This is a genomic window from Nostoc sp. DSM 114159 (genome assembly GCF_053470285.1).
This window is the reverse complement of sequence record NZ_JBPFEH010000001.1, coordinates 1886871-1911884: the sequence shown is the minus strand read 5'-3', so window position 1 is coordinate 1911884 and position 25014 is coordinate 1886871. Positions and strand designations below refer to the sequence as shown.

General features: G+C 41.2%; 21 protein-coding genes and 2 pseudogenes. 13 read left to right on the top strand and 10 right to left on the bottom strand.

What is annotated here, in order from left to right; all coding sequences use genetic code 11:
* Window positions 1-504 precede the first annotated feature (504 nt).
* Window positions 505-936, top strand: coding sequence for a DUF6006 family protein (locus tag ACR5KR_RS07690; protein ID WP_448266056.1), 432 nt, complete (start codon window positions 505-507; stop codon window positions 934-936).
* Between the two features lie 86 nt (window positions 937-1022).
* Here ACR5KR_RS07690 and ACR5KR_RS07685 read toward each other — a convergent pair whose 3' ends face one another.
* A complete protein-coding gene (locus ACR5KR_RS07685; RefSeq protein WP_448266055.1) occupies window positions 1023-1700 on the bottom strand; it encodes a polysaccharide deacetylase family protein in 678 nt (225 codons plus the stop codon).
* Window positions 1701-2231: 531 nt separating this feature from the next.
* Between ACR5KR_RS07685 and ACR5KR_RS07680 the strand changes: the two genes are divergently transcribed.
* The 4 genes and pseudogenes from ACR5KR_RS07680 (at window position 2232) to ACR5KR_RS07665 (ending at window position 7952) form a co-directional block, all read left to right on the top strand.
* Window positions 2232-4088: a hypothetical protein gene (locus ACR5KR_RS07680; protein ID WP_448266054.1), complete on the top strand. Its 1857-nt coding sequence runs from the start codon at window positions 2232-2234 to the stop codon at window positions 4086-4088.
* A 231-nt stretch (window positions 4089-4319) separates the two neighbouring features.
* The gene (locus ACR5KR_RS07675; RefSeq protein ID WP_448266053.1) at window positions 4320-5315 is read left to right on the top strand and encodes an RnfABCDGE type electron transport complex subunit D; all 996 of its coding nucleotides are present in this window, start codon (window positions 4320-4322) and stop codon (window positions 5313-5315) included.
* A gap of 12 nt (window positions 5316-5327) precedes the next feature.
* Window positions 5328-6704: a DUF2330 domain-containing protein gene (locus ACR5KR_RS07670; protein ID WP_448266052.1), complete on the top strand. Its 1377-nt coding sequence runs from the start codon at window positions 5328-5330 to the stop codon at window positions 6702-6704.
* Between the two features lie 475 nt (window positions 6705-7179).
* A pseudogene (locus ACR5KR_RS07665) lies at window positions 7180-7952 on the top strand (sigma-70 family RNA polymerase sigma factor).
* A gap of 232 nt (window positions 7953-8184) precedes the next feature.
* Here the strand turns inward: ACR5KR_RS07665 and ACR5KR_RS07660 are convergent.
* Entirely contained in the window at window positions 8185-8856 is a 672-nt protein-coding gene (locus tag ACR5KR_RS07660) for a LuxR C-terminal-related transcriptional regulator (protein ID WP_322694953.1), read from the bottom strand.
* 100 nt (window positions 8857-8956) lie between these two features.
* On the opposite strand from ACR5KR_RS07660, the gene ACR5KR_RS07655 reads away from it, so the two are divergent.
* From ACR5KR_RS07655 to ACR5KR_RS07645, 3 genes are all read left to right on the top strand, one after another.
* Window positions 8957-9613 carry a DUF3386 domain-containing protein gene (locus ACR5KR_RS07655; RefSeq protein ID WP_448266051.1) on the top strand — a complete coding sequence of 219 codons (657 nt, stop codon included), beginning with the start codon at window positions 8957-8959 and terminating at the stop codon, window positions 9611-9613.
* A gap of 163 nt (window positions 9614-9776) precedes the next feature.
* On the top strand, window positions 9777-10286 hold the full coding sequence (locus tag ACR5KR_RS07650; RefSeq protein WP_322712154.1) for a HugZ family pyridoxamine 5'-phosphate oxidase: 510 nt from the start codon (window positions 9777-9779) through the stop codon (window positions 10284-10286).
* A 196-nt stretch (window positions 10287-10482) separates the two neighbouring features.
* A complete protein-coding gene (locus ACR5KR_RS07645; protein ID WP_448266050.1) occupies window positions 10483-11370 on the top strand; it encodes an alpha/beta fold hydrolase in 888 nt (295 codons plus the stop codon).
* 156 nt (window positions 11371-11526) lie between these two features.
* On the opposite strand, the gene ACR5KR_RS07640 is transcribed toward ACR5KR_RS07645, so the two are convergent.
* The 3 genes from ACR5KR_RS07640 to ACR5KR_RS07630 form a co-directional block, all read right to left on the bottom strand.
* Complete coding sequence (locus ACR5KR_RS07640; protein WP_448266049.1) at window positions 11527-14283, bottom strand: zinc-dependent metalloprotease; 2757 nt, start codon at window positions 14281-14283, stop codon at window positions 11527-11529.
* A gap of 402 nt (window positions 14284-14685) precedes the next feature.
* On the bottom strand, window positions 14686-14865 hold the full coding sequence (locus tag ACR5KR_RS07635) for a hypothetical protein (RefSeq protein ID WP_448266048.1): 180 nt from the start codon (window positions 14863-14865) through the stop codon (window positions 14686-14688).
* 54 nt (window positions 14866-14919) lie between these two features.
* Window positions 14920-15120, bottom strand: a complete 201-nt coding sequence (locus tag ACR5KR_RS07630) for a Coq4 family protein (RefSeq protein ID WP_445627079.1) — start codon at window positions 15118-15120, stop codon at window positions 14920-14922.
* A 142-nt stretch (window positions 15121-15262) separates the two neighbouring features.
* Here ACR5KR_RS07630 and ACR5KR_RS07625 point away from each other — a divergent pair, with 142 nt between their 5' ends.
* Window positions 15263-15646 carry a hypothetical protein gene (locus ACR5KR_RS07625; protein WP_445627080.1) on the top strand — a complete coding sequence of 128 codons (384 nt, stop codon included), beginning with the start codon at window positions 15263-15265 and terminating at the stop codon, window positions 15644-15646.
* Window positions 15647-15819: 173 nt separating this feature from the next.
* Here ACR5KR_RS07625 and ACR5KR_RS07620 read toward each other — a convergent pair.
* Window positions 15820-16266: pseudogene (locus tag ACR5KR_RS07620) on the bottom strand (transposase); the annotation flags it as partial.
* Between the two features lie 25 nt (window positions 16267-16291).
* Window positions 16292-16642 carry a transposase gene (locus ACR5KR_RS07615; protein WP_448266046.1) on the bottom strand — a complete coding sequence of 117 codons (351 nt, stop codon included), beginning with the start codon at window positions 16640-16642 and terminating at the stop codon, window positions 16292-16294.
* 793 nt (window positions 16643-17435) lie between these two features.
* On the opposite strand from ACR5KR_RS07615, the gene ACR5KR_RS07610 reads away from it, so the two are divergent.
* Window positions 17436-18884, top strand: coding sequence for an AAA-like domain-containing protein (locus ACR5KR_RS07610; protein ID WP_448266044.1), 1449 nt, complete (start codon window positions 17436-17438; stop codon window positions 18882-18884).
* Between the two features lie 109 nt (window positions 18885-18993).
* On the opposite strand, the gene ACR5KR_RS07605 is transcribed toward ACR5KR_RS07610, so the two are convergent.
* Window positions 18994-19371 (bottom strand): hypothetical protein, encoded by a 378-nt coding sequence (locus tag ACR5KR_RS07605; RefSeq protein WP_448266043.1) that lies wholly within the window; start codon window positions 19369-19371, stop codon window positions 18994-18996.
* 541 nt (window positions 19372-19912) lie between these two features.
* On the opposite strand from ACR5KR_RS07605, the gene ACR5KR_RS07600 reads away from it, so the two are divergent.
* Both ACR5KR_RS07600 and ACR5KR_RS07595 read left to right on the top strand, forming a co-directional pair.
* A complete protein-coding gene (locus ACR5KR_RS07600) occupies window positions 19913-20404 on the top strand; it encodes an orange carotenoid protein N-terminal domain-containing protein (protein ID WP_448266042.1) in 492 nt (163 codons plus the stop codon).
* Between the two features lie 38 nt (window positions 20405-20442).
* Window positions 20443-20619: a hypothetical protein gene (locus ACR5KR_RS07595; RefSeq protein ID WP_448266041.1), complete on the top strand. Its 177-nt coding sequence runs from the start codon at window positions 20443-20445 to the stop codon at window positions 20617-20619.
* Between the two features lie 267 nt (window positions 20620-20886).
* Here ACR5KR_RS07595 and ACR5KR_RS07590 read toward each other — a convergent pair whose 3' ends face one another.
* Window positions 20887-22530, bottom strand: coding sequence for an acetolactate synthase large subunit (locus tag ACR5KR_RS07590; RefSeq protein ID WP_445632156.1), 1644 nt, complete (start codon window positions 22528-22530; stop codon window positions 20887-20889).
* Window positions 22531-22756: 226 nt separating this feature from the next.
* On the bottom strand, window positions 22757-24124 hold the full coding sequence (locus ACR5KR_RS07585) for an NAD-dependent succinate-semialdehyde dehydrogenase (protein WP_445627084.1): 1368 nt from the start codon (window positions 24122-24124) through the stop codon (window positions 22757-22759).
* A 226-nt stretch (window positions 24125-24350) separates the two neighbouring features.
* On the opposite strand from ACR5KR_RS07585, the gene ACR5KR_RS07580 reads away from it, so the two are divergent.
* Window positions 24351-24974, top strand: coding sequence for a Uma2 family endonuclease (locus ACR5KR_RS07580; protein WP_448266039.1), 624 nt, complete (start codon window positions 24351-24353; stop codon window positions 24972-24974).
* Window positions 24975-25014: the final 40 nt, after the last annotated feature.

The following is a 25014-nucleotide window of genomic DNA, read 5'->3' as shown; positions in this document are numbered from 1 at the left end:
AAGTTCTGAATTATCCTCAGTGTATAAGAGCAATGCACTCAGGTCAGATAGATTTTGAAATTCGTTAGTTAAATACAGCAGAATTCAGAATGGGCTACGCCCCGCTGCGCTAACAAGAGTAAAACACGCTTTCAGAACTTACGCACTCAGATCCCCCAACCCCCTTAAAAAGGGGGCTTTAGAGGTTCCCCCCTTTTTTAAGGGGGGTTAGGGGGGATCGGGGTTTCAGGCTTCAGTGCGTAAGTCCTAGCTTTATACCTGCGTAATAGACGAATCGTTGTGTACCTCACTTTATTTGAAATCTGCTGTATAACAGTTCACCCATTTGTAATTGATTAATCCGTTCAATTGTACAAATAGGAAGGTGTCGCAGTCTATGCACAAAAAATATAAAATCTTTACACTTTTATTATCTGCATAAATAGTAATACTGATATCTATAAGTGAATAGAAAGTGTAAGTGAATAGAAAGCATAGATTAGCTTAAGGAATTGGTGAAGCATTATGAAAAACATCACAAAATGGCTTTTGGGCTTGGCGATTGTTCCTGCAAGTTTGGTATTGGCATCTAGTCATGTTAAAGCCAGTCAAATTGCTGGTGAGTGGTTCTTTGGTCTTTGGGATTGTAATATTGACGGTAGACCAGCAAAAATGCAGTGGAAAGTAGTTGATGACCCACAAACTAGTTGTAATGGTAATGTTTGCTCTACTACTTCTGGTGTCCGTCTCGTCGGACGGTTTAGTGATAATGGTAGTGCGTGGGTTCCTCTAGGAAAACGTTTTTCCAGCAGACAAAAACAGGATTTAGGTATTCGTTATTTAGGTACAGAGCAAGATAACTGGTATCTCAAATACAACAGTCGTACTAAAATAGCAGATGGTTGGACGACATGGCGGGGTAAGCGCTATCCGCTACAATGTCGTAATCGCAGATAAACATTTGCTATGCAAAATATGTAAATAAGCGATCGCTAAGTTTGAGTACTAAACACGCCAGCGCTACATTTTTATCAGCTAGTACTTTAGTTTGTCTTAGCTTGCTGCCACAGAGTATCAACAGTTACAAACTTATAACCTTGTTGTAGCAGTTGCGGAATGAGAATTTGAATTGTGGCAGCAACATCTTCTCCACCGCAAGCACCATCGTGCAAAACAATTATTGAACCATTTTTGACCTGCTCCATAATTCGCTGTACCACAGTGGTGACACCTGGTCGCACCCAGTCTTCAGGTACAACGCTCCACATAACTGGGCGGTAATTCCACTGAGAAAACAATTTTAAAGTAGCAGGTGTAAATAAACCATTGGGGGGACGGACATCTCGCACTTGTTGAGGTTGCAGGTTGCAGGCTTTATAAATGGCAGCTTGGGTTTTTTCTAAACTGTCCTTCAAGTCATTTGGGGAAAGCATGGGAAAAGAGCGATGATCGTAGCCATGCAATCCGATCCAGTGTCCGCGATCGCTAACGGCTTTAGCAATAGCTGGTGAACGGTTGACGCAAACACCCAACCAAAAAAAACTCGCTGTAATCTTGTAACGATCTAACACTGCCAAGACTTCGGGTGTGTATTGCGGATGTGGCCCATCATCAAATGTGAGTGCGATCGTTTTAGAACCGGGATTTCCAGCCCAAAGGCAGTTGGGAAAACTCGGCTGGAGAATGCGGTAGAAAATTGGGAAGAGGGGAGCTAGCTGCATAAAATTTTTTCTTTTTTCCGTAATCTTGCCTAACTAAACTGATTACTTAATATGTGGCTGTTAAGCGTGATTCGCACACTTAACAGTCTTATATCTAGAACTTACACGCTGTATAAATAGACAATTATATGAATTAGCCCTCCTTCTAATATTAAGAAGTTTTCCCTTGTTCCTATTTGCAAGTTGGAAATATAGTTTCCACTCACGATCTATTCCTGCCTAGTAGTTCGCTTTCCCTAAAATTGCGCTTGTGGAGGTCGGCGCTTGTGCAGGGGAGCAGAGGAGAGATTTGTACAAGTTCTTTCCCCCCTGCCCCTTTGCACCTCTGCCCAAGAGCTTGCCACCACGCAAAGTTTGTGTGGCGAAGCACTAGCTGACTCAACTTATTTTTTTAGTTATCAGATCGACAGGAAATATCGCAGTCATAAAAGTAGGTGGAAAAGAAAATTACAGCCTTATTCACATAATTGTCTTTTTGGCAAATTGTAAGTCCTGATATTAACAATTACTCTTTATTCAGGATAAACTCTCATGGCAATTAATTTTTCCGGAACTAATGGCAATGATGTTATCTTCGGCAGTAGTGACAACGATACCCTCAGAGGCTTGGATGGTGATGACAAACTATTTGGTGGTAATGGCGATGACTTCATTGATGGTGGCTTTGGTTTTGACACCATTGATGGTGGTGCTGGAACTGATACCACATCTTACGCTTTCTTCTCTGGTCCAATTGATGCCAATCTCTCCACTGGTGTAGTTAGGTTTCCGGGAAATTCTCCTCTCACCGATACCTTAGTCAGCATTGAGAATTTAATCGGTACAGCTGGCAACGATACGATTGTTGGTAATGATGCCAATAATGTTCTCAGTGGTGGAGCGGGTAATGACTTCATCGATGGTGGCTTTGGTTTTGACACCATTGATGGTGGTGCTGGAACTGATACCACATCTTACGCTTTCTTCTCTGGTCCAATTGATGCCAATCTCTCCACTGGTGTAGTTAGGTTTCCGGGAAATTCTCCTCTCACCGATACCTTAGTCAGCATTGAGAATTTAATCGGTACAGCTGGCAACGATACGATTGTTGGTAATGATGCCAATAATGTTCTCAGTGGTGGAGCGGGTAATGACTTCATCGATGGTGGCTTTGGTTTTGACACCATTGATGGTGGTGCTGGAACTGATACCACATCTTACGCTTTCTTCTCTGGTCCAATTGATGCCAATCTCTCCACTGGTGTAGTTAGGTTTCCAGGAAATTCTCCTCTCACCGATACCTTAGTCAGCATTGAGAATTTAATCGGTACAGCTGGCAACGATACGATTGTTGGTAATGATGCCAATAATGTTCTCAGTGGTGGAGCGGGTAATGACTTCATTGATGGTGGCTTTGGTTTTGACACCATTGATGGTGGTGCTGGAACTGATACGACATCTTATGCTTTCTTCTCTGGTCCAATTGATGCCAATCTCTCCACTGGTGTAGTTAGGTTTCCGGGAAATTCTCCTCTCACCGATACCTTAGTCAGCATTGAGAATTTAATCGGTACAGCTGGCAACGATACGATTGTTGGTAATGATGCCAATAATGTTCTCAGTGGTGGAGCGGGTAATGACTTCATCGATGGTGGCTTTGGTTTTGACACCATTGATGGTGGTGCTGGAACTGATACCACATCTTACGCTTTCTTCTCTGGTCCAATTGATGCCAATCTCTCCACTGGTGTAGTTAGGTTTCCGGGAAATTCTCCTCTCACCGATACCTTAGTCAGCATTGAGAATTTAATCGGTACAGCTGGCAACGATACGATTGTTGGTAATGATGCCAATAATGTTCTTAGCGGTGGAGCAGGTAATGACTTCATCGATGGTGGCTTTGGTTTTGACACCATTGATGGTGGTGCTGGAACTGATACCACATCTTACGCTTTCTTCTCTGGTCCAATTGATGCCAATCTCTCCACTGGTGTAGTTAGGTTTCCGGGAAATTCTCCTCTCACCGATACCTTAGTCAGCATTGAGAATTTAATCGGTACAGCTGGCAACGATACGATTGTTGGTAATGATGCCAATAATGTTCTCAGTGGTGGAGCGGGTAATGACTTCATCGTTGGTGGTTATGGCAGTGACGTACTCACAGGTGGTGCTGGTGCAGATAAGTTTGTCTTCAATAGCAAATTCGAGGGTATCGATATCATCAAAGACTTCGAGTGGAGAGAGGGTGACAAAATCCAGATTTCCAAGTCTGCATTTGGTGCTAGCTCTAACAGCCAGTTCAGCTACAACAGCACTAATGGTAGCTTATTCTTCGCAGGGGATCAATTCGCCACCATTGAGAACAAACCTTCTGGCTTCTCAGTTAATCTAGATGTTGTGCTGGTATAAATCTTTTCCTTTTATTCCATATCTTTATACTTCGGCTAATTAACTTGAAAAAGGTAGGGATACGATCGCATCCCTACCTTTTTTGGTTATCTTTAAGTTCAAACATCAGAGCGATCGCTTTGGTCTGTCAATGCTTTATTTTGTAACAAAATCTGTAACAGCAATGCTATTTTACCTAGTACTCGTCTAAATTGATGAGAAATCTACGGGGAATCCCTGAATAAAAGGGTAATGTTGCTCAAAGATATACGAGATTATCAAATACTATTTCTCGGCTTGTTCCTAGTCTTGGGAATCAGTACACGAGATTGGACGCTGCGACCAGAATTGATTGGGGTAGCGATCGCCACTTGTTTTACAACTCAATGGATATTGTCATTAGTCACTTGTACTGAGCGACTCGTACCGAGCGGAGCCGAGGTAAGTCGAAGTATTGGTCATTGGTCATTAGCAAATGACATAGACGCGCTAGCGGCTTCCCGCAGGGTAGGACAAATGACAAATGACAAAAAACAAATGCCGAATCTTCGCAGTGCTTTAATTACCTCACTGGGACTAAGTTTACTGTTACGGGCTGACCACTGGACAACAATGGCAATAGCCGCAGCAATTGCGATCGCTAGCAAATTTATCTTCCGAGTCGGCGATAAGCATTTCTTCAATCCTGCCAATTTTGGCATTATATCTGCCTTGATTCTCACCCCCGATGCTTGGGTTTCACCAGGACAATGGGGTGAAGAATGGTGGTATGGGCTATTATTTCTGGGTACTGGCGGCATGATTTTGCAGCGCATCGGTCGCTGGGACACCACAGCAGCTTTTTTAGGTTCCTACTCTTTGCTAGAAGCCATTCGCAATTTCTGGCTGGGTTGGACTTGGGATGTTTACTGGCATCGATTGATGAGTGGATCTTTGCTGCTGTTCGCCCTATTTATGATTACCGATCCGCGATCGATTCCCAATTCCCGAATTGGGCGTGTAGTTTGGGCAATTTGCATCGCTGGATTGACTTTTATCCTGCGAAATTATTTCTTTGTTTCCACAGCAGTTTTCTGGGCGCTATTTGCCCTTGCACCGTTGAGCATCCTCCTAGATGGTTTCTGGTTAGCCCCAAGGTTTACTTGGCAAGAGAAAGATGAGGAAGTAGGAGTAGAACTCCTAACTCCTAACTCTTGTACAGACGCGATTAATCGCGTCTCTACTCTTAACTCAGCACTAAAAAAGTAGAGGTATAAAATAATGAAATTTTTTCGGCTTTTAACACCATTATTATTAGCAATTGTAGCTGTTTTATGCTTTGCACCCGCAGCTTGGGCATTTTGTGGATTTTATGTAGCCAAAGCTGATACAAAACTGTATAACAAAGCTTCTCAGGTGGTTATAGCACGGGATGGCGATCGCACTGTTATGACAATGGCAAACGATTTTCAAGGCGAAGTCAAAGATTTTGCAATGGTAGTACCAGTGCCAACGGTGCTGCAAAAAGAGCAAGTTCGTGTCACCGAACCGAAGATTATCGAGCGGCTAGATGCTTTTAGTGCGCCGCGATTGGTTGAATATTTCGACCCAGATCCTTGTGCCCCAGTGTACGATAGAGAGTTATCAGCAGCACCAGCGCCAGCAGCACCGAGAAGTGAGGCGGGGAATGCAAGGGGCGATGCTAGTTTGGGTGTGACGGTTGAAGCACGTTTTAACGTTGGCGAATACGACATTTTGATCCTCAGTGCGAAAGAATCTGGTGGACTGGAAACTTGGCTTAAACGCAATGGCTACAAAATCCCCAGAGGTGCGAAACAGTTACTTCAGCCTTATATTCGCTCCTCAATGAAATTCTTTGTTGCCAAAGTCAACTTAGATAAATTCGAGCAATCTGGCTACCAGTTTCTCCGTCCGCTACAAATTTCTTATCAATCACCTAAATTCATGCTGCCAATTCGTTTGGGCATGATCAATGCTACGACAGAGCAGGATTTAATTGTCTACATTCTCTCGCCCCAAGGACAAGCAGAAATCACTAACTATCGGACGGTCAAAATTCCCTCCGACGCGAACATTCCTTTATTTGTCAAAGATGAATTTGGTGAATTCTACAAATCCATGTTTCAAACTGTCTACACCAAAGAAGACAGAAAAGTTGGTTTTTTAGAATACGCTTGGGATATGGGTAGTTGCGATCCTTGTTCTGCTGAACCCCTGACTCCAGAAGAACTCAAGCAAGCAGGTGTATTTTGGCTAGATGATAATTCTACAAGCAATGTGCCAGTACCACCTAGTTTTCGTCGTCCCTCTCCTAGTAGTAACGTCTTTATCTCTCGATTGCATGTTCGCTATACCCGCGACAAATTCCCTGAAGATTTGATATTTCAACAAACTGCCAACAGTGAATCTTTTCAAGGACGCTATGTTTTGCAACATCCGTTCCAAGGGGAACTCAAATGTCAGGCTGGTAGAGAATATAAGCAGTCTTTACCGAAACGTTTTGAACAAGAGGCGCAAACTCTAGCTAAACTAACCAACTGGAAAATCCAAGACATTCGCAACAAAATGAAGTTGAGTGTAGGTAATCTGCGATATTCTTGGTGGGAAAATGTCCTATCCTGGCTGGGATTATATTAAGGAGAGTGGAGAGTGGGGATTCAGAAGGCAGAAGGCAGGAGGCAGAAGGCAGAAGGCAACCCACCCTTACTCATAGTGGGATTGAAACAAGGACGTTTTATACCTCGCTGCAAGCAGTCTCGGTATAATTATCAGTTTTAACTGAGCTTTATACCCTGCAACTTTAGTTTTAATTGATACTCCTGAACTTCAGCATAGCTGCCCTCTGCCCTCTGCCTTTCTAGTAAGGTTAATTCAAAAAATACTCCTCACATTGGCTATCTATGATTACCTAGACAGGTTTTATAAAATCGGGCAAGTCGTTTCTTAGAGAGCGTCCGCAGGAGACAGGAAGAAAGAGGATTTTAGCCTACTTTACTTTTATTAACATAGTTTGATTTTTTCCACTCCTTCTACTTATCTTGACGAAAGGTAATTCTTCAGGTGTTGTTATACGCAATACTAAGATATTCTTGCTTTCTTCGCCAAGATTGTCATGGTTCAATTCGATGAACAGCTACGCCGCTTAGTTACAGAAGCCTGTGGACACCTACCTGGAAGCCCTCAGCGTCAGAAGCTGCTCACGCAAATTATTCGCTTGACAGCAAATAGACTCTGGAGGGAAACTACTCCCTACTATCAAGACGCACTACAACAAACTTGGTTGTATTTTTGTCGCAATGTTTGTGAAGGTTTGACAGGTCAAATCTACGATCCAAATTATGGCAGTGTGATCACCTGGCTGAATGCTTACCTAAAACGGAGACTACAAGACTTTTACCTTAAGCAGAACCGAGAACAGGCCACAACAGTCCCTCTGAGAATTCGTCAGTCTACATCCGGTGGAACAAGTGAAACTATCCAGAACTTACGCACTCAGATCCCCCAACCCCCTTAAAAAGGGGGCTTTAGAGGTTCCCCCCTTTTTTAAGGGGGGTTAGGGGGGATCAAGGTTTCAGGCTTCAGTGCGTAAGTCCTACTATCGATCCTGTAGATAACCTACAGGCTACCCCCCAAGCACCTCCGATTTTGGAAGAGTTGGAGATATGGGCGAAGACAGATTCCGATGGGGAACTGCGCGGTACTTACATTAAAGGGCGTCCAGATGTGAATTGTCAGGTGTTAATTCTCAAACGCTTACCCCCAGAAGTTAGCTGGAAAGATTTATCTGAGGAATTTAGGTTGTCAATTCCGACATTAAGCAGTTTTTATCAACGCCAATGTTTACCGCGTTTGCGTAAGTTTGCAGAATTGGAGGGATTATTATGATCGGTGCTGTTAGCAAATAGCTAGGGTTAAGCTAGTGCTGAGTCAGAAGTAGTACTGATGAATCTTCCCATTTTCAGCCGAGGTATTCATCTAACATCTTGAGGACTTACGCAACTGGCACAGTGCGATCGCAATTATATAGTACATAATTACTGTAAAGAAGGCGTTTAGGTGGTTGGTTGTTGCTCGAATTAAATTGACACCAATGCACTGCCTCCTACCTCTACCTCCTTCAAGAAACTTGTATATCTTGTAACTTTGCTACCATTTCTGCACGCGCCGAAACCTTCAACTTCCGAAACATCCTCTTTAAAGCTTGTTTGACAGAATTTTGCGTAATCCAAAGTTTTTCTCCAATTTCTGCATTCGTTAACCCCTGTGCCACTAACTCGGCAATTTCTAACTCACGCGCTGTCAAAGGACTAACTAAAAGGGAATTGGATATTTTGGGTTTTGTTCGTAGGGTTGCCATTTTTGCTGACAAATGAATGCATAAAGCGCTCAAGTCAGCTAAATCGTTACCATTAAAAGCAGGATTTCCCTTGTCACGTGCCAAGTTAAGGGTTCCGACAAGACGACCATCGCAAACAATTGGCCCGGTCATCACGTGTTCGTGGTCAGAACGCGAACAAAAATGCTTCCAGTCTCCTGGCGATAATAATAACTGTTCGTGGGCGGGAGCATGACGCTCAACCACATAGCGCCCCACTGGATTGCTCTCTAAGCATACTGCTGGAATGCCTGAAAGATTAATCTCAGTGGTTGGCTGCTCATCAAGGAGATAAATACCCCAATTTTGCACGCCAAAATGCTCGCTAATTTTATCCGTGAGAGCGAGTCTTAACTCTTGCTCATTCTGGACATTAGCGATCGCATGAAATACAGCGTGTAGAGAATTAGCCATAAGTGTACCCAGTTGGGGACTATCCAAGCCTCAACAATTACTTCTATGCTAATACCAAGGAAACTAAAACGCTAATTACAGTAGCGACTAGGAGAAGCACATGACAGTTACACAACTCTCTGCTCAGGAACTTTTCCGGGCTGCTTATGAAAACCGCTATACTTGGGACAAAAATTTCCCTGGTTATACTGCAAATATTACCTATAAGCATGATGATAAAGTGTTTACAGGCAAAGTTATCATCAGTGCCAATCTCAAAGCCGAAGTTTTGGATGTAGATGATGAGTCAGCCCAGAAAGCAATTCATGGTCAAGCCTGGGAGATAGCAATTCACCGCGTCCGCCGCAGCTTTGAAGACACTCACAGCGCCAATACGTTTAGTTATGGCAAAACTGACGAAACAGGTGCAGTTGAGCTTTTAATGGGTGGTAAGGCTGAGGGCGATAAATACAAAGTCCGCAATAATGAAGTCTGCCATGTTCACCGTCTAATCCACGGGACTTACGTTACCATTGACACCTTCAGCAGTCACGACACTGGCGAAGGCTACTTGTCTCACCGCTATGACTCTGTGTACCACGACCCCAAAACTGGGGAACAAAAAGGCGGTAGAAGCGAATTTGTTGATGAGTATGAAAAAGTTGGCGACTATTTCATCCTAAATCGTCGGGAGATTCGCACCGAGACAGCAGGACAATTTTCTACTCAGGAATTTATTTTCTCTGACATTAAATTGTTGGAACCTGTTGCTGCTTAAGCTGTATTCTGTAATCCAAAAATTAGCGATCGCTCTTGAGTTAAAGGGAGCGATCGCTTTTATTTTTTGTGGATTCCATGCGTAGCTGTAGCCCATCCTAGACATCGCTCAATCACGTTAAGATACTTAATTAGGTGTTCCTAATAAGCGTGGTAATTTACTTATGAGTCAACTTGAAAATATTCAAGCTGAGTACGAAAAGTTTCCTGAAGCATTTGAGAGTGTAATTATTAGCACTGTGAGCGCACAAGCAATACCCAATGCTAGTTATGCTCCCTTTGTAATAGATGATTCCAAGAATATCTACATTTACGTTAGTGGTCTTTCGATTCACACCAAAAATCTCTATGCCAATCCTCATGTTAGTGTATTGTTTATCGAGGATGAAGCTAAAAGTAATCTAATTTTTGCCCGTCGTCGTTTGAGTTTTGATTGTACGGCAACTTTGATAGAGCGTGAAACTGACAATTGGAATCAAATTGTTGAGCAATTTCAAGGGCGATTTGGTGAAATTATCGAGGTGTTGCGCGGCTTGTCTGACTTTCGGATTTTCCGACTAACTCCAAGTGAAGGTCGCTTTGTAGTTGGTTTTGGGGGAGCGTATCATATTAGTGGCGATAACCTTCATCAACTTGTTCAAATCACAGGAGATGCCGAAAAAAAGCAAGGGTAAATTATGAATGGGGCGTAGTCCATTCTGACTCCTGTTAGCGGATAGCTAAGGTTTAGCCCATTCTGACTTCTGAATTTTGCTATATATTGATTCATCAAATCTTCTCCTGATTCTTTAGCTATTCAGACAGATGTATTTTGACTCCTGAATTAGTTTGACTGTAGGCAAATTCAAATAAACTAAACTTTTTAATTTTATGCTTCAGTTTCAACCTCCTGGCTTTGGGCATAAAGTCATCCATACATTCTTGGGAGCAATGGTTTACTATACCCAAACGAATGCACCTTGGACGATTGCTGACACTGAAGATTTACCTCCACTACTATTTCTCCATAACTTTGGTGGGGGAGCGTCTGCCTATGAATGGTCTAAAGTTTACCCGGCTTTTGCCTCCAATTATCACATTTTAGCCCCCGATTTAATCGGCTGGGGAGAGTCGGCCCATCCAGTGCGGGATTATAAAATTAGGGATTATCTCAGCACGATCGCAGAGTTTATCATCCAAACTTGTCGCCAGCCGGTGACGGTTGTAGCCTCATCTCTCACAGCTGCTTTTGCTATTCGCCTAGCTATTGTCCAACCCAATTTATTCAAAACACTGTTTTTGGTTTCCCCCTCTGGATTTGATGATTTTGGGCAGGGTGCTGGACGCAGACTTCCGCTTTCGGTAATCAATGCGCCTCTGTTGGACAATTTTATTTATATGCTTGGTGCTGAAAATGAAATCGCAGTCCGAAATTTTTTACAAAGTTTTCTCTTTGCTAAGTCACAACGAGTATCTCAAGAGATAGTGGAGGCTTATTTAACCTCGGCACAACAACCTAATGCCAAGTTTGCTGCTTTAGCATTTTTGCGAGGCGATCTTTACTTCGATCTGAGTTTATATATCCAACAACTGACAGTTCCCACCGTCATTTTTTGGGGAGAAAAAGCACAATTTACCGACATCAAATTAGGACAACGCTTGGCAAATTTAAATCCAAGAGCAATTCGAGATTTTTATGCGATCGCAGATACCGGAATATTACCTCATTTGGAAATACCAGAAGTTTTCATTGGTTTATTGCAGCGGTATCTTGGGTAAGTGGAGAGATGGGGAGCGGGGAGCAGGGGGCAGGGGAGCAGGGGGCAGGGAGCAGGGGGCAGGGGGGCAGGGGAGCAGAGGAGAGAATAAGAATTTCTGACAAATGACAAATGACAAATGACAAATGACAAATGACAAATAACCAATGACAAATGACTATTTAGAAAGTAATTGTGCGTTTAATGCTTTAGTAATGCGATCGCTAGAAGCTTCTAAGTGAGCTAAGGTGTAAACATCAAGGCTTTCGCCAAGTTGTTTGAGTTTGACATCAATGGCTTTTTGGAGTTGGCGCAATTTATACCAAGCCAATGTCCGACCATCTTCAGGCGTATTAGTAGTACCCAACATCATCTGTAACAAAATATTTAGATGCTCCCGTTGCAATGAACGCCGGATGCTAGAAATTGGCTTTGGTTCTCCGGGGGCGAAAATTTCTGTCCAGATGCCTGTTTGCAGGGTGTCGAACAGTTCTGGTATGGAAAGCGCTTCTCCAGGCAGAGTTTTTAATTCTATATCTTGTAACCGATTCAGACGATCGCTGTCTAATAGCGATCGCAATATCATACTTTGAAAACCCAAAATGCGATCGTGAATTGGATAATCAAGGCGGTTATTAGGTGCAGAACTACCCCAGTGTTCCCAACGCGATGGTGCTAGTTGATTGAGCAATTGTGGTGAAAAGCTGAAAGCATCATCTGCAAATACATATTCTTGCAACTTTGTCAATGCTTGGCGTTGTTTTAAAAGTGAAACTGGTACAAATGCCCAAGCAGCATCATTACTGGTATGGAGACGCCGAAACGATTGTCCACCAATGTATTTAGAAAGCAAAGTGGCATTCCGAAAATAATATTTAAGTACTTTATTAAACTTAAGGCGTAGGTTACTATAGCTTTTGCCTTTCAATAGATAACCTTTATCAAGACGCTGCCACATAAAACGAGCATTATCCATTTGCCACTGCGAATACAATAGTACATCACTACTCATATCCCAGACATTTGCTAAAGGATTGATGTCCCAGATATCTTCATCGCTTGCATAAGATAATTCTGGTTGAGGCGATGCTAGGGCTATCTGGTCTAAAAAACTTTTTTCTGATTCTGGAATAGTTACCTCAAGGGCTGTTGATGGAAATTTTTTATAACCATACTCAATTGCCCATTCGTCATAAGGCCCAATAACTCTTGGAAAATAGTCACCTTGCTGTACTCCCTGTGGTGCTATGTTCACAGGTACATAGTCCATCACCGAACCCACTAAACCTTTGGTGCGAGTGATTTCAGTATTATTTAATTCTTCTGGCGCTAACATGGTGCTGCCGTAAAAGTTGTGGCGCAAACCCAGAGTGTGCCCGACTTCGTGAGCGATGAGAGAACGCAAATATTGATGCACATACTCCTTCATCGTTTCACTACTAGATGTAGTGTTTGGCAACATTGACAACGCCAGCGCCCCCATAGATGCTTGATTTGAAGATTCCATACCATAGCAAGACTCTGAGGAGAAAAAGCGAGCAGAGGAAGATGACGCAAATTTATCCAGGAATTTCCCCGCGTCTTTACGTCCTTCTGTTTTTTCTTGACATGAGTTTGTATTCGGTGACGAATTTGCCTCCATCAGTGCGTGATATTCTTGCTGAACTAAGCGCACCATATTGGCATCTACAATGATATCTGCATCCAATATTTCTCCGGTGAATGGGTTGACGCGCATCGGCCCTTTGGCAAAACCTGCATCTAAAGAATTGAACCAGCGAATAGTGTTGTAATGTACATCTGCTGGTTGCCAATCAGCATCATCTGGCATTTGCTGCACTTCAATGGCATTTTGAAATCCAGCTTTTTCAAATGCTTTGTTCCACATCAAAACACCTTCACGAATCGCATCGCGGTATTCTAGTGGTACAGCATTTTCAATCCAATACACAATTGGTTTTTTGGGTGGAGATAAAGGAGCATCAGGATTGGATGGTTCTAGATGCCAGCGATTAATATAATGTACAAATGATTCGCGAGCATTATTATTAGAGAAATCTTGGAAAACAGTAGTAAAATATCCAACTCTGTCATCAGCAAGTCTGGGAATATAACCATTGTTTTCTCTCAGTTGAGAAAAACTGTAGTGTACCTTTAGAGTGAGTGCCCTACTATCGGGTACAGCGATCAAATTTGAGCCTTCTAGTGATGAAAAACCGTAAATCGAATCAATCTCTACGTTTTCTGGGAAGCTGTTAACATCACCAAAATATGATTTGCGTACATCTAAGTGGTAATCAGCTTGTAAAGAATATTTTAATATAGGAGTTAATCCAGGTAAATCCTGCATTAGCAGTCCATTCAGGTCGATCAGAATATTTTTACTTTTTGGATCGATAGTAGCTATTTCGAGTGAATAAAGAACGGAATCGCTAAATGAGCGAGCAAGCGATCGCTGTTCTGGTATACTATCTGTACGGAATTTTAAATTACGCACAACAAAATGCAATTTATTATTTACTTTTTGGAAATAAAATATAAAATCAGAAAGAGGTAATCCACTATAAATCCCACTTTCCCCAACCCCTGATTCCAATGTCACTATAGCTAAGTAATCTTTATTTAGCTGCTCTGGTTTCAGTTCTAAAAAAACTTTTCCCGAATCCTCGTTGCAATAAAGTGTAAAGAATCCCTCTAGTTTATCTATTCGATTAACAATCCCATTAAATCGGCAAAAATCCTCCTCTTTTATTTCAGCAATATTCTTGTCAGCACTTGCTACATTTTCAACTACTGGCAGTGCATTTAATTGCTGCACATCAATATTAGAAGTGTTTAAAAGTTGGGTTGCTTCTGCTCCTGCATAATCATTTGATAGCAACAAGCTATACAGTACTACTATACAGACTGCTAATTTCCTTATCCAGTATTTCATCCTTTGGCTTTCCACCTGAAGCAGTTCTCGTTTGGAGAAAAAATTTTGAGTAGTTTTTCGTCTGTAAACCTTTCAAATATCGAGGAATTACGGTATAAATCCACTCAGTTAGACAAAACTTTGTCTCTAGCCTAAAAATTGTCTGACTAATGATTGTTATTAGTAGCTCTTTAGGAATAATCTATTAAGCATCTATATCTTAAGATAGGTAATTTATCTAACTATAGATACATGTTTTTTATCTTTATCTGTATTAAAAACCAAATGTAGCATTAAAAATGTATTTAGTGCTACATTTGGGAACCGAAGAAAACTCAAGTATGATTTATGAACAAAGAGTGAAACTTCTAAAAAAGCTGTTATTTACCAATAAAATGCTCTTTTCAGATGAATTAGGTAAATTTATACTAATCCCAAACGTTTCCTCACATAGTAAATTGGTTCTTCCCAACAATCTTCAAAGCGGTAGCCCAAGATAAAATCAGCTTTTTTACCTAGTTTTCGCCCTTTTGCTAGGTTGGCGAAAATTGCTTTGGTTTGTTGGAAAGCCAAGATGGGATAGAGCAATCTAGCCAACCACAAACCGATTTGAAGTGATTTACTGTAGTTTTGTGTAGCAGCAACAAGTACACCAATTTATCCTGCGTAGGTGGTATCAAAATCAAGCAATACATGAAAAATATCGTGAGTGACTAAATATCGCAGAGCAAATAGATTGCGTTTGGCTATGTCTTCTAGTTCTGGGCTGATATTTAATGGTTTTAGTTGATTTATCCGCATCTGATTGGCATATTTTCGTCCAAAGCAGCCTTGAGGATATTGACTTAATTGGTTCAAATCAATTACGGGATAATATCCCGCTACTGGTTGTAATTTAAAAAGTATTTCTTTTTTATAATTAAAATATGCCTTTTGTTAGAAGGATAATTATATTTTTATAGTTAGTCTTTACTTGTACTTAAGAAAGAAGCTAATTCGCATGATAAACTTGATTTACAGAACCATGAGTGAGATCGGTTCTTTACTTAAAGGACTTCAAGTAAAACGCTTTTTCGCTGTTGTGCTAGTTGGTTTTCTAGTACTGACAACGAATGTTGCTCCTGAGAACAATAACACAGGCTTAAAGGAAAGAGTTCGCGAACAGGTAGAGCAAAATGATGCTCAAAGACCGAAAACAATAGGGCAGTGGAATAAAGAAGCTCGTGAAACGAAAAATTCTCCTGGTGAAAGACTTCAGAAGATTGCAGGAGAGTCAGCAGAAGCCTTTAAAGAATTTGGTTCAGGGTACGTAGAAGGTGCTCAAGAAACTGCTAATGATGTAGGTGATAGTGCTGCACGAACAGGCAAAAATATCCTTAACTAAGTTTGACACTGAAGCGTTACAATTTTGACTTTGCAGTAAGTACTAATAACTTTTCGCCAATAAACGAGTAATATTAAGAAGGCTGGTATCTAACCAAGCAACTCTTCTAATATTTAGTTAAGGCGTTCACCCTTGCTGCTGATAGATTGTAGCGTTTCGTCAATTGCATGAATCTATCCCACTAATAAAATCCGATTAATCCAAATATGAATTGTCGCTAGAGAAAGAAAAGCGTTGAAGCAGTCCGAAATTCGCTCCCATCGCACAACCAGACGGCGGTATTTTCTTTGATACCAAGCGAAACAACGCTCTTGTTGAAAACGTGGAACTGAGATTTTAATTGGTCTACCTCGATTTTTCTTGTTCTTCCAAACACGCTTGGGTAATTGCGGCCTGATACCACGTTTACGCAAAGCTGCACGTTTATCCTTGGAATCGTAACCTTTATCAGCAGCAATAACTTTAACTCGTTTACGAGGTCTACCGGGTTTATTCGTTTTGACTTTGACGCTATCTAGAAGTGGTAAAACCTGCTCTCGCTCATTGCCATTAGCAGGCGTTGTGCAATTAGCTAAGGGCATCCCGTTCCCCTCAGTGAGCGTATGTATCAAAATCCCTTTACCCTTACGACCATACGCAACCCCCTCACCGCCACCTTTCCCAGGGGGAAAAAGACCCGTCCACCGCGCCGTAGTTCCAGTTGATTAATCCTTTTTCTTCTGCAATGCCTAATATACGTGCTTGTAAATTATCTAATGTTCCATCTGTTTGCCAACGTTGTAGCCATCTGTGCGCTGCACTTTTTGATGCCCATATTTCTCCTGAAGGAACATCACACCAACGACATCCTGTTATCAATATATACAGCAAGGTATTAACCACATGGCGAAATGGAGCGTGTGGCATTCCGCGATCGCGCTTTTCTGGTTCCTTGGGGAATATATCTTCAAATAGCCTCCATTCTAGATCGCTTAATCCTTCAAATCGCCCAGCCATACCCTGATATAACTTACCGTCATCAACAGTAGATTATCACATTGCTGGTATTAGTGGGATAGATTCATTAAATATAGGTTTTTAGTAGGGGCGTACAACTAGGTGTATGCCCCTACTGCGCGTTATATCGTCTCCACCTTGTTGGCTGTGTCTCAATACTGCTGGCTTTGTGCATTAGACCTCTTGGCATTTGTGCTTTTTGCACTCTTGGGGAAAAGGGAAAAGGTTAAAGGGGAAAGGGACTTTTGCAGTACCTTTTCCCCTTCCCCTCGCCCCTTATCCCCAGAGGGGACCCCACCTTCCCCTTTTCCCGACTTATGCAAGAAGTCTATTTTTAACTAGGAATTGGGTTTTGGGAAAAGGTTACTGGGTTTAGGTTAAAGGTTTTTTCTTTCCCCTTTCCCCTTTCCCCTTTCCCTTTCCCCTTCCCCTTTTCCTCAAAACCCGACAAGTATTGGGCTGTGTCTGCACTGCAAAATTTAGATTAATACCAGGGAAAAAATATTTTTCCGTAACACTGAGTAAATTGGTAGAAATAAAGTCAACTATTCAGTTTGTCATTTGTTGTAGTCAAAAAGACTTGATGCAGAAGCGTCAGCGTCTTTCTGTAGAACAGAAAAATGACAATCAATATAGTTGTGTTTATTTATACCCATCTATTTAACTATTATAAATAGTCAATGTATATTTTTTTACTATTTTGATAGTATTAATAGAACGGGTAAGTAACTGTTAGATAACTGTTCAAAAACATGAAACAATGAGGAAATAGCTAAGATTAATAATTAGTGATATGAAGCAATCTAAAAGCACGCGAAAGCGGGGACTTGTCCTAACGATCGCTGGGCTAAAGCGTTTACAAGGGGCAATTCTGGCTATGGAAAAGGTAGAAAACAATGGACATCGCTTCACTCTAGAAGATTTAGGCGATCGCATGAAGGTATCTACCAAAACTCTAAACCGATTATGGTCATTGAATACAGGCGTGGATCAAAAAACCTTGAAATTGTGCTTTAGCGCCTTTAACCTAGAATTATGCAGCGAAGACTATGCAATCCTGAGTGAGCCAGATCGTAGTGAAGGTTCTCAAACTCTCTCAATGAGTTTAGATACAAGAGAAAAAAAATTCTTTCCGTCTTTATCCTTAGATTCTCTTGCGACTCAACACTATAACCCGCTCGAAAATCTTTGGTCATACCCAGATGGTCCAGTACCTGTAGATTCCCCCTTCTATGTCGATCGTCCCCCCATAGAAGAACTTGTTTATCGAGAAGTTATTCAACCAGGCTGTGTGATCCGGATTCGAGCACCAAGAGAAATGGGAAAAAGTTCTCTTGTGCTGCGGCTGTTAGCCTTTGCCAAGATGCAAAGTTATCGCTCGGTGAATGTGAATTGCAACCAAATCGATTCCAGCTGTCTGACAGACTTAAATAAACTTTTGCGTTCTCTTTGTTGGCAAATTGCAACAGAATTAGGCATTGACCCAAAGCTAGATGAAAAATGGGATGAGGAAATAGGTTGTAAGTTGAGTTGCAGTTTATATTTGCAATCTTATTTGCTCAAGCAGTGCAAAAATCCAGTAGTTTTAGTGTTAAATGAGGTTGACCGCTTTTTTGAATATCCAGAAATTGCTCCAGAGTTCTTTGGTTTGTTGCGCTCTTGGTATGAAGAAGCACGACAAGATCCCAACTTACAAAAACTCAGACTAGTGGTAGTTTACTCCACAGAAGTATATGTCTCGCTGGATATCAACCGTTCACCATTTAATATTGGGCTACCGATCCGTCTGCCAGAATTTACTGCCCACCAAGTAAAATACTTAGCTCTACGACATGGTTTAGATTGGACTTATGATAACGAAGTTAAGCAACTGATGTCTCTTGTAGGGGGACATCCAGCACTGATTCGGATTGCTTTATATTATCTATGCTGTCAAAGAATGACCTTAGAAGAGCTGATAGAAGATGCGATCGCTAACGGCGGTATTTATCGCTATCATCTATGGCGACACTGGACAATTTTACAAGAAAATCCTAATTTAGTAAAGGCGTATGTTGATGTTGTAGCCACAAAGCAAAGCATTTCTCTCAATCCCATTGACGCTCATAAACTCGAAAGCTTGGGTTTGATCGCTTATGAAAGCGATCGCATCCTACCGCGTTGTGAACTCTACCGTGCTTACTTTAAAAAACAACTAGGTGTTGCTGAATTGGAATATAAATCATTGCAAAAACGTGCTTAAGAAAAAACTATCACAGACTCTTTTTTTGAAATTTCCCGTAATGGCTCCTTTTAATCTTCTATTTAGCGCTCCTCTAGGGATTAGAAACAAGGTTTTCAATGAAAAATAATTAATTGTTTGACCAATAAAGCTGATAATCATCGATATAAAATTTTCCATTATTGGAAGACATTTTGAAAAAGAAGTAATAATCTTCTGGCTCCCAAATACTAAATTCTTGCTCTTGTTCTTGAAAACTAGCTGTCGAACCACTATTGGGAATAGTCATGCTAGCAGTTAGTGTTCTATTTTGTGCTCTCATTAGAAAAATTTCTAGCAGACAGAAACCCTGTAGTTCAGCAGAATAACGAATTTTGAAACGGATTTTTCCACCATTGCGTAGGGTCTTTTGAATAGAAAAATTTTCAGTTTGAACGGGATTGCCAGACAGATAAATGCCTTGACCTTGTGTTAGTATGTAACTTTGTCTTTCGTTAAATGAATTCACAATTTTTTCTTCTCCAAAATAATATAATTGATTGATATAATTGCATTATTAGCAAGCAAATAACTGTTTTTAAAGATGGGTTCTTTCTGTGCTTCTGAATATCACGTTTGTATTTTCCAGCTATCTTCAAAAAAATGCAATGACAGTTAAGACAGTTAAGAAGACAGTTAAGAAAATAATGAAAAACTGAATGATCGAGAGCGATGCCTGCGGCGGGCTACGCCAACGCAATCCGCAAAAGTAGAGATTAACGATTCTTGATTTGTAATTACTAATAATGTTCGCAAACTCGCTATCACTGGGTTTGCACAATTATAATTAAAATAACATCTATCCAGGGAAATAGCTTTTAAAAATCATTCAATTTGGTAACAGACTTTTAATTGCTAACTCTTTCATTTGGCACTTGTCAAGCATTATTGTGGCTTTTAACGATCTTCTTTATGATTTGAAGACATCTGTCTTCAGTAGGGTAAAACTCCAACTGTACATTTGGTAACATTACTTAAGAATAAATAAGTAATTGCAATTGAAGTTAATCATGACATATACACAAACCAACGATCCAACTATTCGCGAACACGTTCAAGCTTGGCAAAACTTAAATGTAGATCAACAACTTGCTTTGTTTTGGTTTATCTATAAAGAAATGGGGAGTTCAATTACTCCAGCTGCTCCTGGAGCCAGTACTGTTTCTCCAGAAATAGCCGAAGGTTTATTTAATCAAGTTAAAGAATTATCTCACGAACAACAATTACAAGTTCAGCGTGATTTGATTAATAAAGTGGATACCCAAATTTCTCGTGAGTATGGCTCTTTGGGTGATACCACAAAACTCCTGTTTTGGTATCGATTATCTCAAGGGATGGATAATGGCACTATCATTCCTGTACCTGATGATTATCAACTTCCTTCCGAAGCTAAAGCTTTGTTTGGCAAAATTCAAGGATTAGACTTTGAGCAGCAGATTACTCTTTTCCGTGATTATGTTGCGCCAATGGGTGCTGAAGCAAAATCAGGTGCTGAAATTTAGAATTTTTGAGGATGCTTAAGGGTATCTATTAACCTAAATTGCGGATTATCAAGTATAAACTTACTATTGAATGCGATCGCCATCAAATTGCAAAAGCTAAGATTACTATGCTTTACCTTGGTGCGATCGCATTCAAATTCGCTTGCGGCTGGGATTGCTTCGTTGTTCCTCTTCTCTACAAGACGCTGGGCGATCGCAATGACATATTATTTTAGAAAAGTGGATTGCTTAGCTTGACTAAGGTGCGATCGCAATAACAATTTAGATCGTTGCAAGACTTCCCAATCCTTTATAGGTACAGTAGGCTCAAAGGGATCTTCAAAGTGAATAACTCCCGTAAAGGATAAAGTGAAGTCAAGTGGTGCGTTACACCAAGTACTAACGCACCCTATCAAAACACTAAAGAAGTAGAAATTAATCAGGAGTTAGGAATAAATAACTCCTAACTCTTGTACAGATGCGATTAATCGCGTCTCTAATTTTTACAACGCACAAGTCAACTCGCCGGCTTTTTGACTGAAGCGGTGATTCTCCCGATAATCTACGGGACAATCTATCACGGCGGGTACATCTTGAGCGAGGGCTTCTTTCAAAGTGGGAATCAAATCTAAAGCCGATTCAACTCGATAGCCTTTTAAACCCATGCTTTCGGCTAATTTGACAAAATCAGGATTACTAAAATGCACAAAAGATGAGTTTCCTTTGCCAAATTGATTTTCTTGCTTCCACTCAATTAACCCATAGCCACCATCATTGAAAATTATCGTGACAAAGGGCGTACCGACACGCAAGGCTGTTTCTAATTCTTGAGAATTCATCATAAAGCCGCCATCACCTGTGACAGCAACGACTTTGCGTTTAGGATGAACCAGTTTTGCTGCTAAAGCGCCAGGAATGGCAATACCCATAGCTGCGAAGCCATTGGAAATTATGCAAGTATTGGGACTATGGCAATGATAATGACGAGCCATCCACATTTTATGTGCGCCAACATCAGAGATGACGATATCATCAGGCCCCATCACTTGGCGTAAGTCATAAATTAACTTTTGCGGCTTGATCGGAAATCCGTCATCATGGGCATACTGTTCGTAATCAGCCCGAATCTCTGGCCTTAAACTAATAGCAAAGGGATCGGGTTTCCCTTGTCTATCTGCTAATTTTAAAATTTCATAGAGGGAATCGGAAATATCTCCCACAACTTCGGCATTGGGAATATAACTACTATCAATTTCTGCCGGATTTACCCCAATATGCACAATCGGAATTTCACCATTACGATTCCATTTCTTCGGAGAAAATTCAATCAAATCATAGCCGATCGCAATTACTAAATCTGTGTTATCAAAGGCACAGGTAATGAAGTCTCTTTGCTGTAATCCCACTGACCACAAAGCTAGTTGATGTGTGTAGGGAATCACGCCTTTACCCATGAAAGTATTGGCAACAGGTATATTCAGCAAAGTAGCAAATTGCGTTACGGCATCACTGGCATGAGCGCGAATTGCTCCATTTCCGACTAAGATTAATGGGTTAACTGCTTGGCAAATTGCGGCAGCTGCTGCCCGAATGCTAGCAAAAGATGCATAAGTTTTTTCGCTATTATCCTTACGCAAAGGTTTGCCTTCGACGGGCATAGCAGCAATATTTTCTGGCAAATCAATGTGAACTGCACCGGGTTTTTCAGATTGCGATCGCTTAAATGCTTTCCGGACTACTTCTGGTGTAATACTCGGTCGGACAATCTGCTTATTCCACTTGGTAACAGGTGCAAACATTGCCACCAAATCTAAATATTGATGGGATTCAATATGCATTCTATCTGTTCCCACTTGACCGGTAATCGCCACTAAGGGCGCACCATCAAGATTAGCATCCGCTACCCCAGTCATTAAATTGGTTGCCCCAGGACCAAGAGTAGAAAGACACACTCCAGCTTTTCCGGTTAAGCGTCCATAGACATCAGCCATGAATGCTGCACCCTGTTCGTGACGAGTCGTAATAAATTTAATTGAAGAATGTTTTAGCGCTTCCAAAACGTGAAGATTTTCTTCACCAGGAAGTCCAAAAATGTATTCCACTCCTTCATTTTCTAAGCACTGCACCAATAACTCTGCTGTATTCATTTTATTTTCCGACAACTCTATTAACGAATAAGACTTTTGTTCTTTGTCATTGGTCATTTGTCATTTGTCCTTTGTCCTTTGTCATTTGTTCTTTGTCCTTTGTCCTTTGTCATTTGTTCTTTGACTAATCGCTAAAGAGCAATGACTAATGACCAATGACCAATGACCAATGACCAATGACCAATGACCAATGACCAATGACCAATGACCAATGACCAATGACTAATCATTTAACCCACACGGTTTTAACATTGACAAACTCATGTATACCTTGGATACTCAATTCTCTGCCATATCCAGAACGCTTGATGCCACCAAAGGGCAACCGAGGATCGGATTTGACCATACTGTTGATAAACACGCTACCTGCTTCGATTTCTTCAACTAAGCGATCGCTTTCTTGTTTATTGGTTGTCCAAGCACTTGCACCTAAGCCAAAGGGTGAGTCATTAGCGAGTTTAATGGCTGCATCAATATCTGGAACCCGGAATAACAAGGCTACCGGGCCAAAGAATTCTTCTTTGGCAATTGGTGTGTCGGTGGGGATATCTATGATAATCGTTGGCGGATAAAAGTTTCCAGGACGATCTGATAAAGGATGTCCACCGGTGAGGACTTTACCACCGCTGCTAATAGCACGTTGCACTTGTTGGTCTAAATCCTGGAGAATACCAGGAGTTGCCAATGGGCCTAAATCGGTATCTGGTTGCATAGGATCGCCTACTTTCAGCGCCTCAAATTTTTCTAAAAGTAATTTTTCAAATTTGTCTGCGATCGCATCTGCGACAATAAAACGTTTCGCTGCAATACATGATTGCCCGTTATTTAACATTCGCGCTGTAGTAGCTGTGACAACTGCTGTCTCTAAGTCAGCACTTTCTAACACAATAAATGGGTCACTTCCTCCTAATTCCAAAACTGTTTTTTTAATTTGTTTGCCGGCAGCGACGGCGAGGGATGCGCCTGCTGGTTCGCTTCCGGTCAAGGTAGCAGCTTTTACGCGGTCATCAGCCATCAAATCGGCAACTTTGGCAGCGCCTATTAATAGAGTTTGAAACGCACCTTCAGGAAAATCTGCCCGTCGGATAATATCTTCAATTGCCAAGGCGCACTGCGGCACATTAGAAGCGTGTTTGAGTAAGCCGACATTCCCCGCCATGAGTGCCGGTGCTGCAAAGCGGAACACTTGCCAGAAAGGGAAATTCCACGGCATCACCGCGAGAATTGCACCTATTGGTTGATAACGTACAAAACTCTGACTAGCATCAGTTTTTACACTGACATCAGCCAAGAAATCAGGGGCGTGTTCGGCATAGTAGCGACAGACAAGGGCGCATTTTTCGGCTTCTGCGATCGCCGCTTTCAATGGTTTACCCATTTCTAGAGTCATCAATTTAGCAAATTCTGCTTTGTCCTGCTCTAAAATGTCGGCAGCTTTTTCTAGCCACTGCGATCGTTGAGAGAAACTAGTCTGACGATACTGTTCAAAAGTCCGATCGGCTAAATCGAGTTTAGCGGCAATTTCTGCATCATTGAGTGCTTCAAAGGTTTTGAGCGTTTCCCCAGTGGCGGGATTAATGGTGGCGATCGCCATTACCTGACCTCCCGTTAAAAAATAGCTTCGGTAGGCTTCCTAGTGTTACACAGATCAATTCTGGAAGCTACCACCCAAATTCTAGTCTTATAACCCAGAATTAGTTGCTGAATATTACAATTTTGCAATTATTTTTGAAATAAAATATACCAAACAATAAGTATTAATATTGATTAATTCAATCGAAGTAAAGTTGCTATAATTTGCACAATTGAGGAATCAAGCCATGACTCAAGTCTTACGCAAAGTAGTTACATTCGATGAGTTCGTTGTTAAATATCCAGATAACACAGGGAAACTTTACGAACTATATGATGGGGTAGTAGTAGAGATGCCGCAACCAACAGGCGACCATGAAGAGATTGTTGTATTTTTATCTACAAAAATCACTTTAGAATATAGTCGCCTTAGCCTGCTATATGGTATACCAAAAACAGTATTAGTAAAACCACTTGAAAATGAATCAGCTTACTCACCAGATGTATTACTCCTAAATCTCCCTAATTTAGTTAATGAACCTCGGTGGAAAAAAGAATCAACTGTTACTCAAGCAGTATCAATTCCTTTAGTAATTGAGGTAGTAAGTACCAATTGGCGTGATGATTATCTGAAAAAATACGCCGATTATGAAGAAATGGGAATTCCTGAATACTGGATTGTCGATTATGCTGCATTGGGCGGTAGAGAATTTATTGGCAAGCCCAAACAACCTACTGTTTTAGTTTGCTGTTTAGAAGAAGGTGAGTATCGCGTTAGTAAGTTTCGAGGAGATGACCGCATCGAATCATCAATTTTTCCAGAGTTTAATTTGACCGCAGAGCAAATTTTTCGCGCTGGCACGGTCAGCTAAATTGAGCATGAGGCTGTGTAGTGTTAAAAAGTTAAAATAA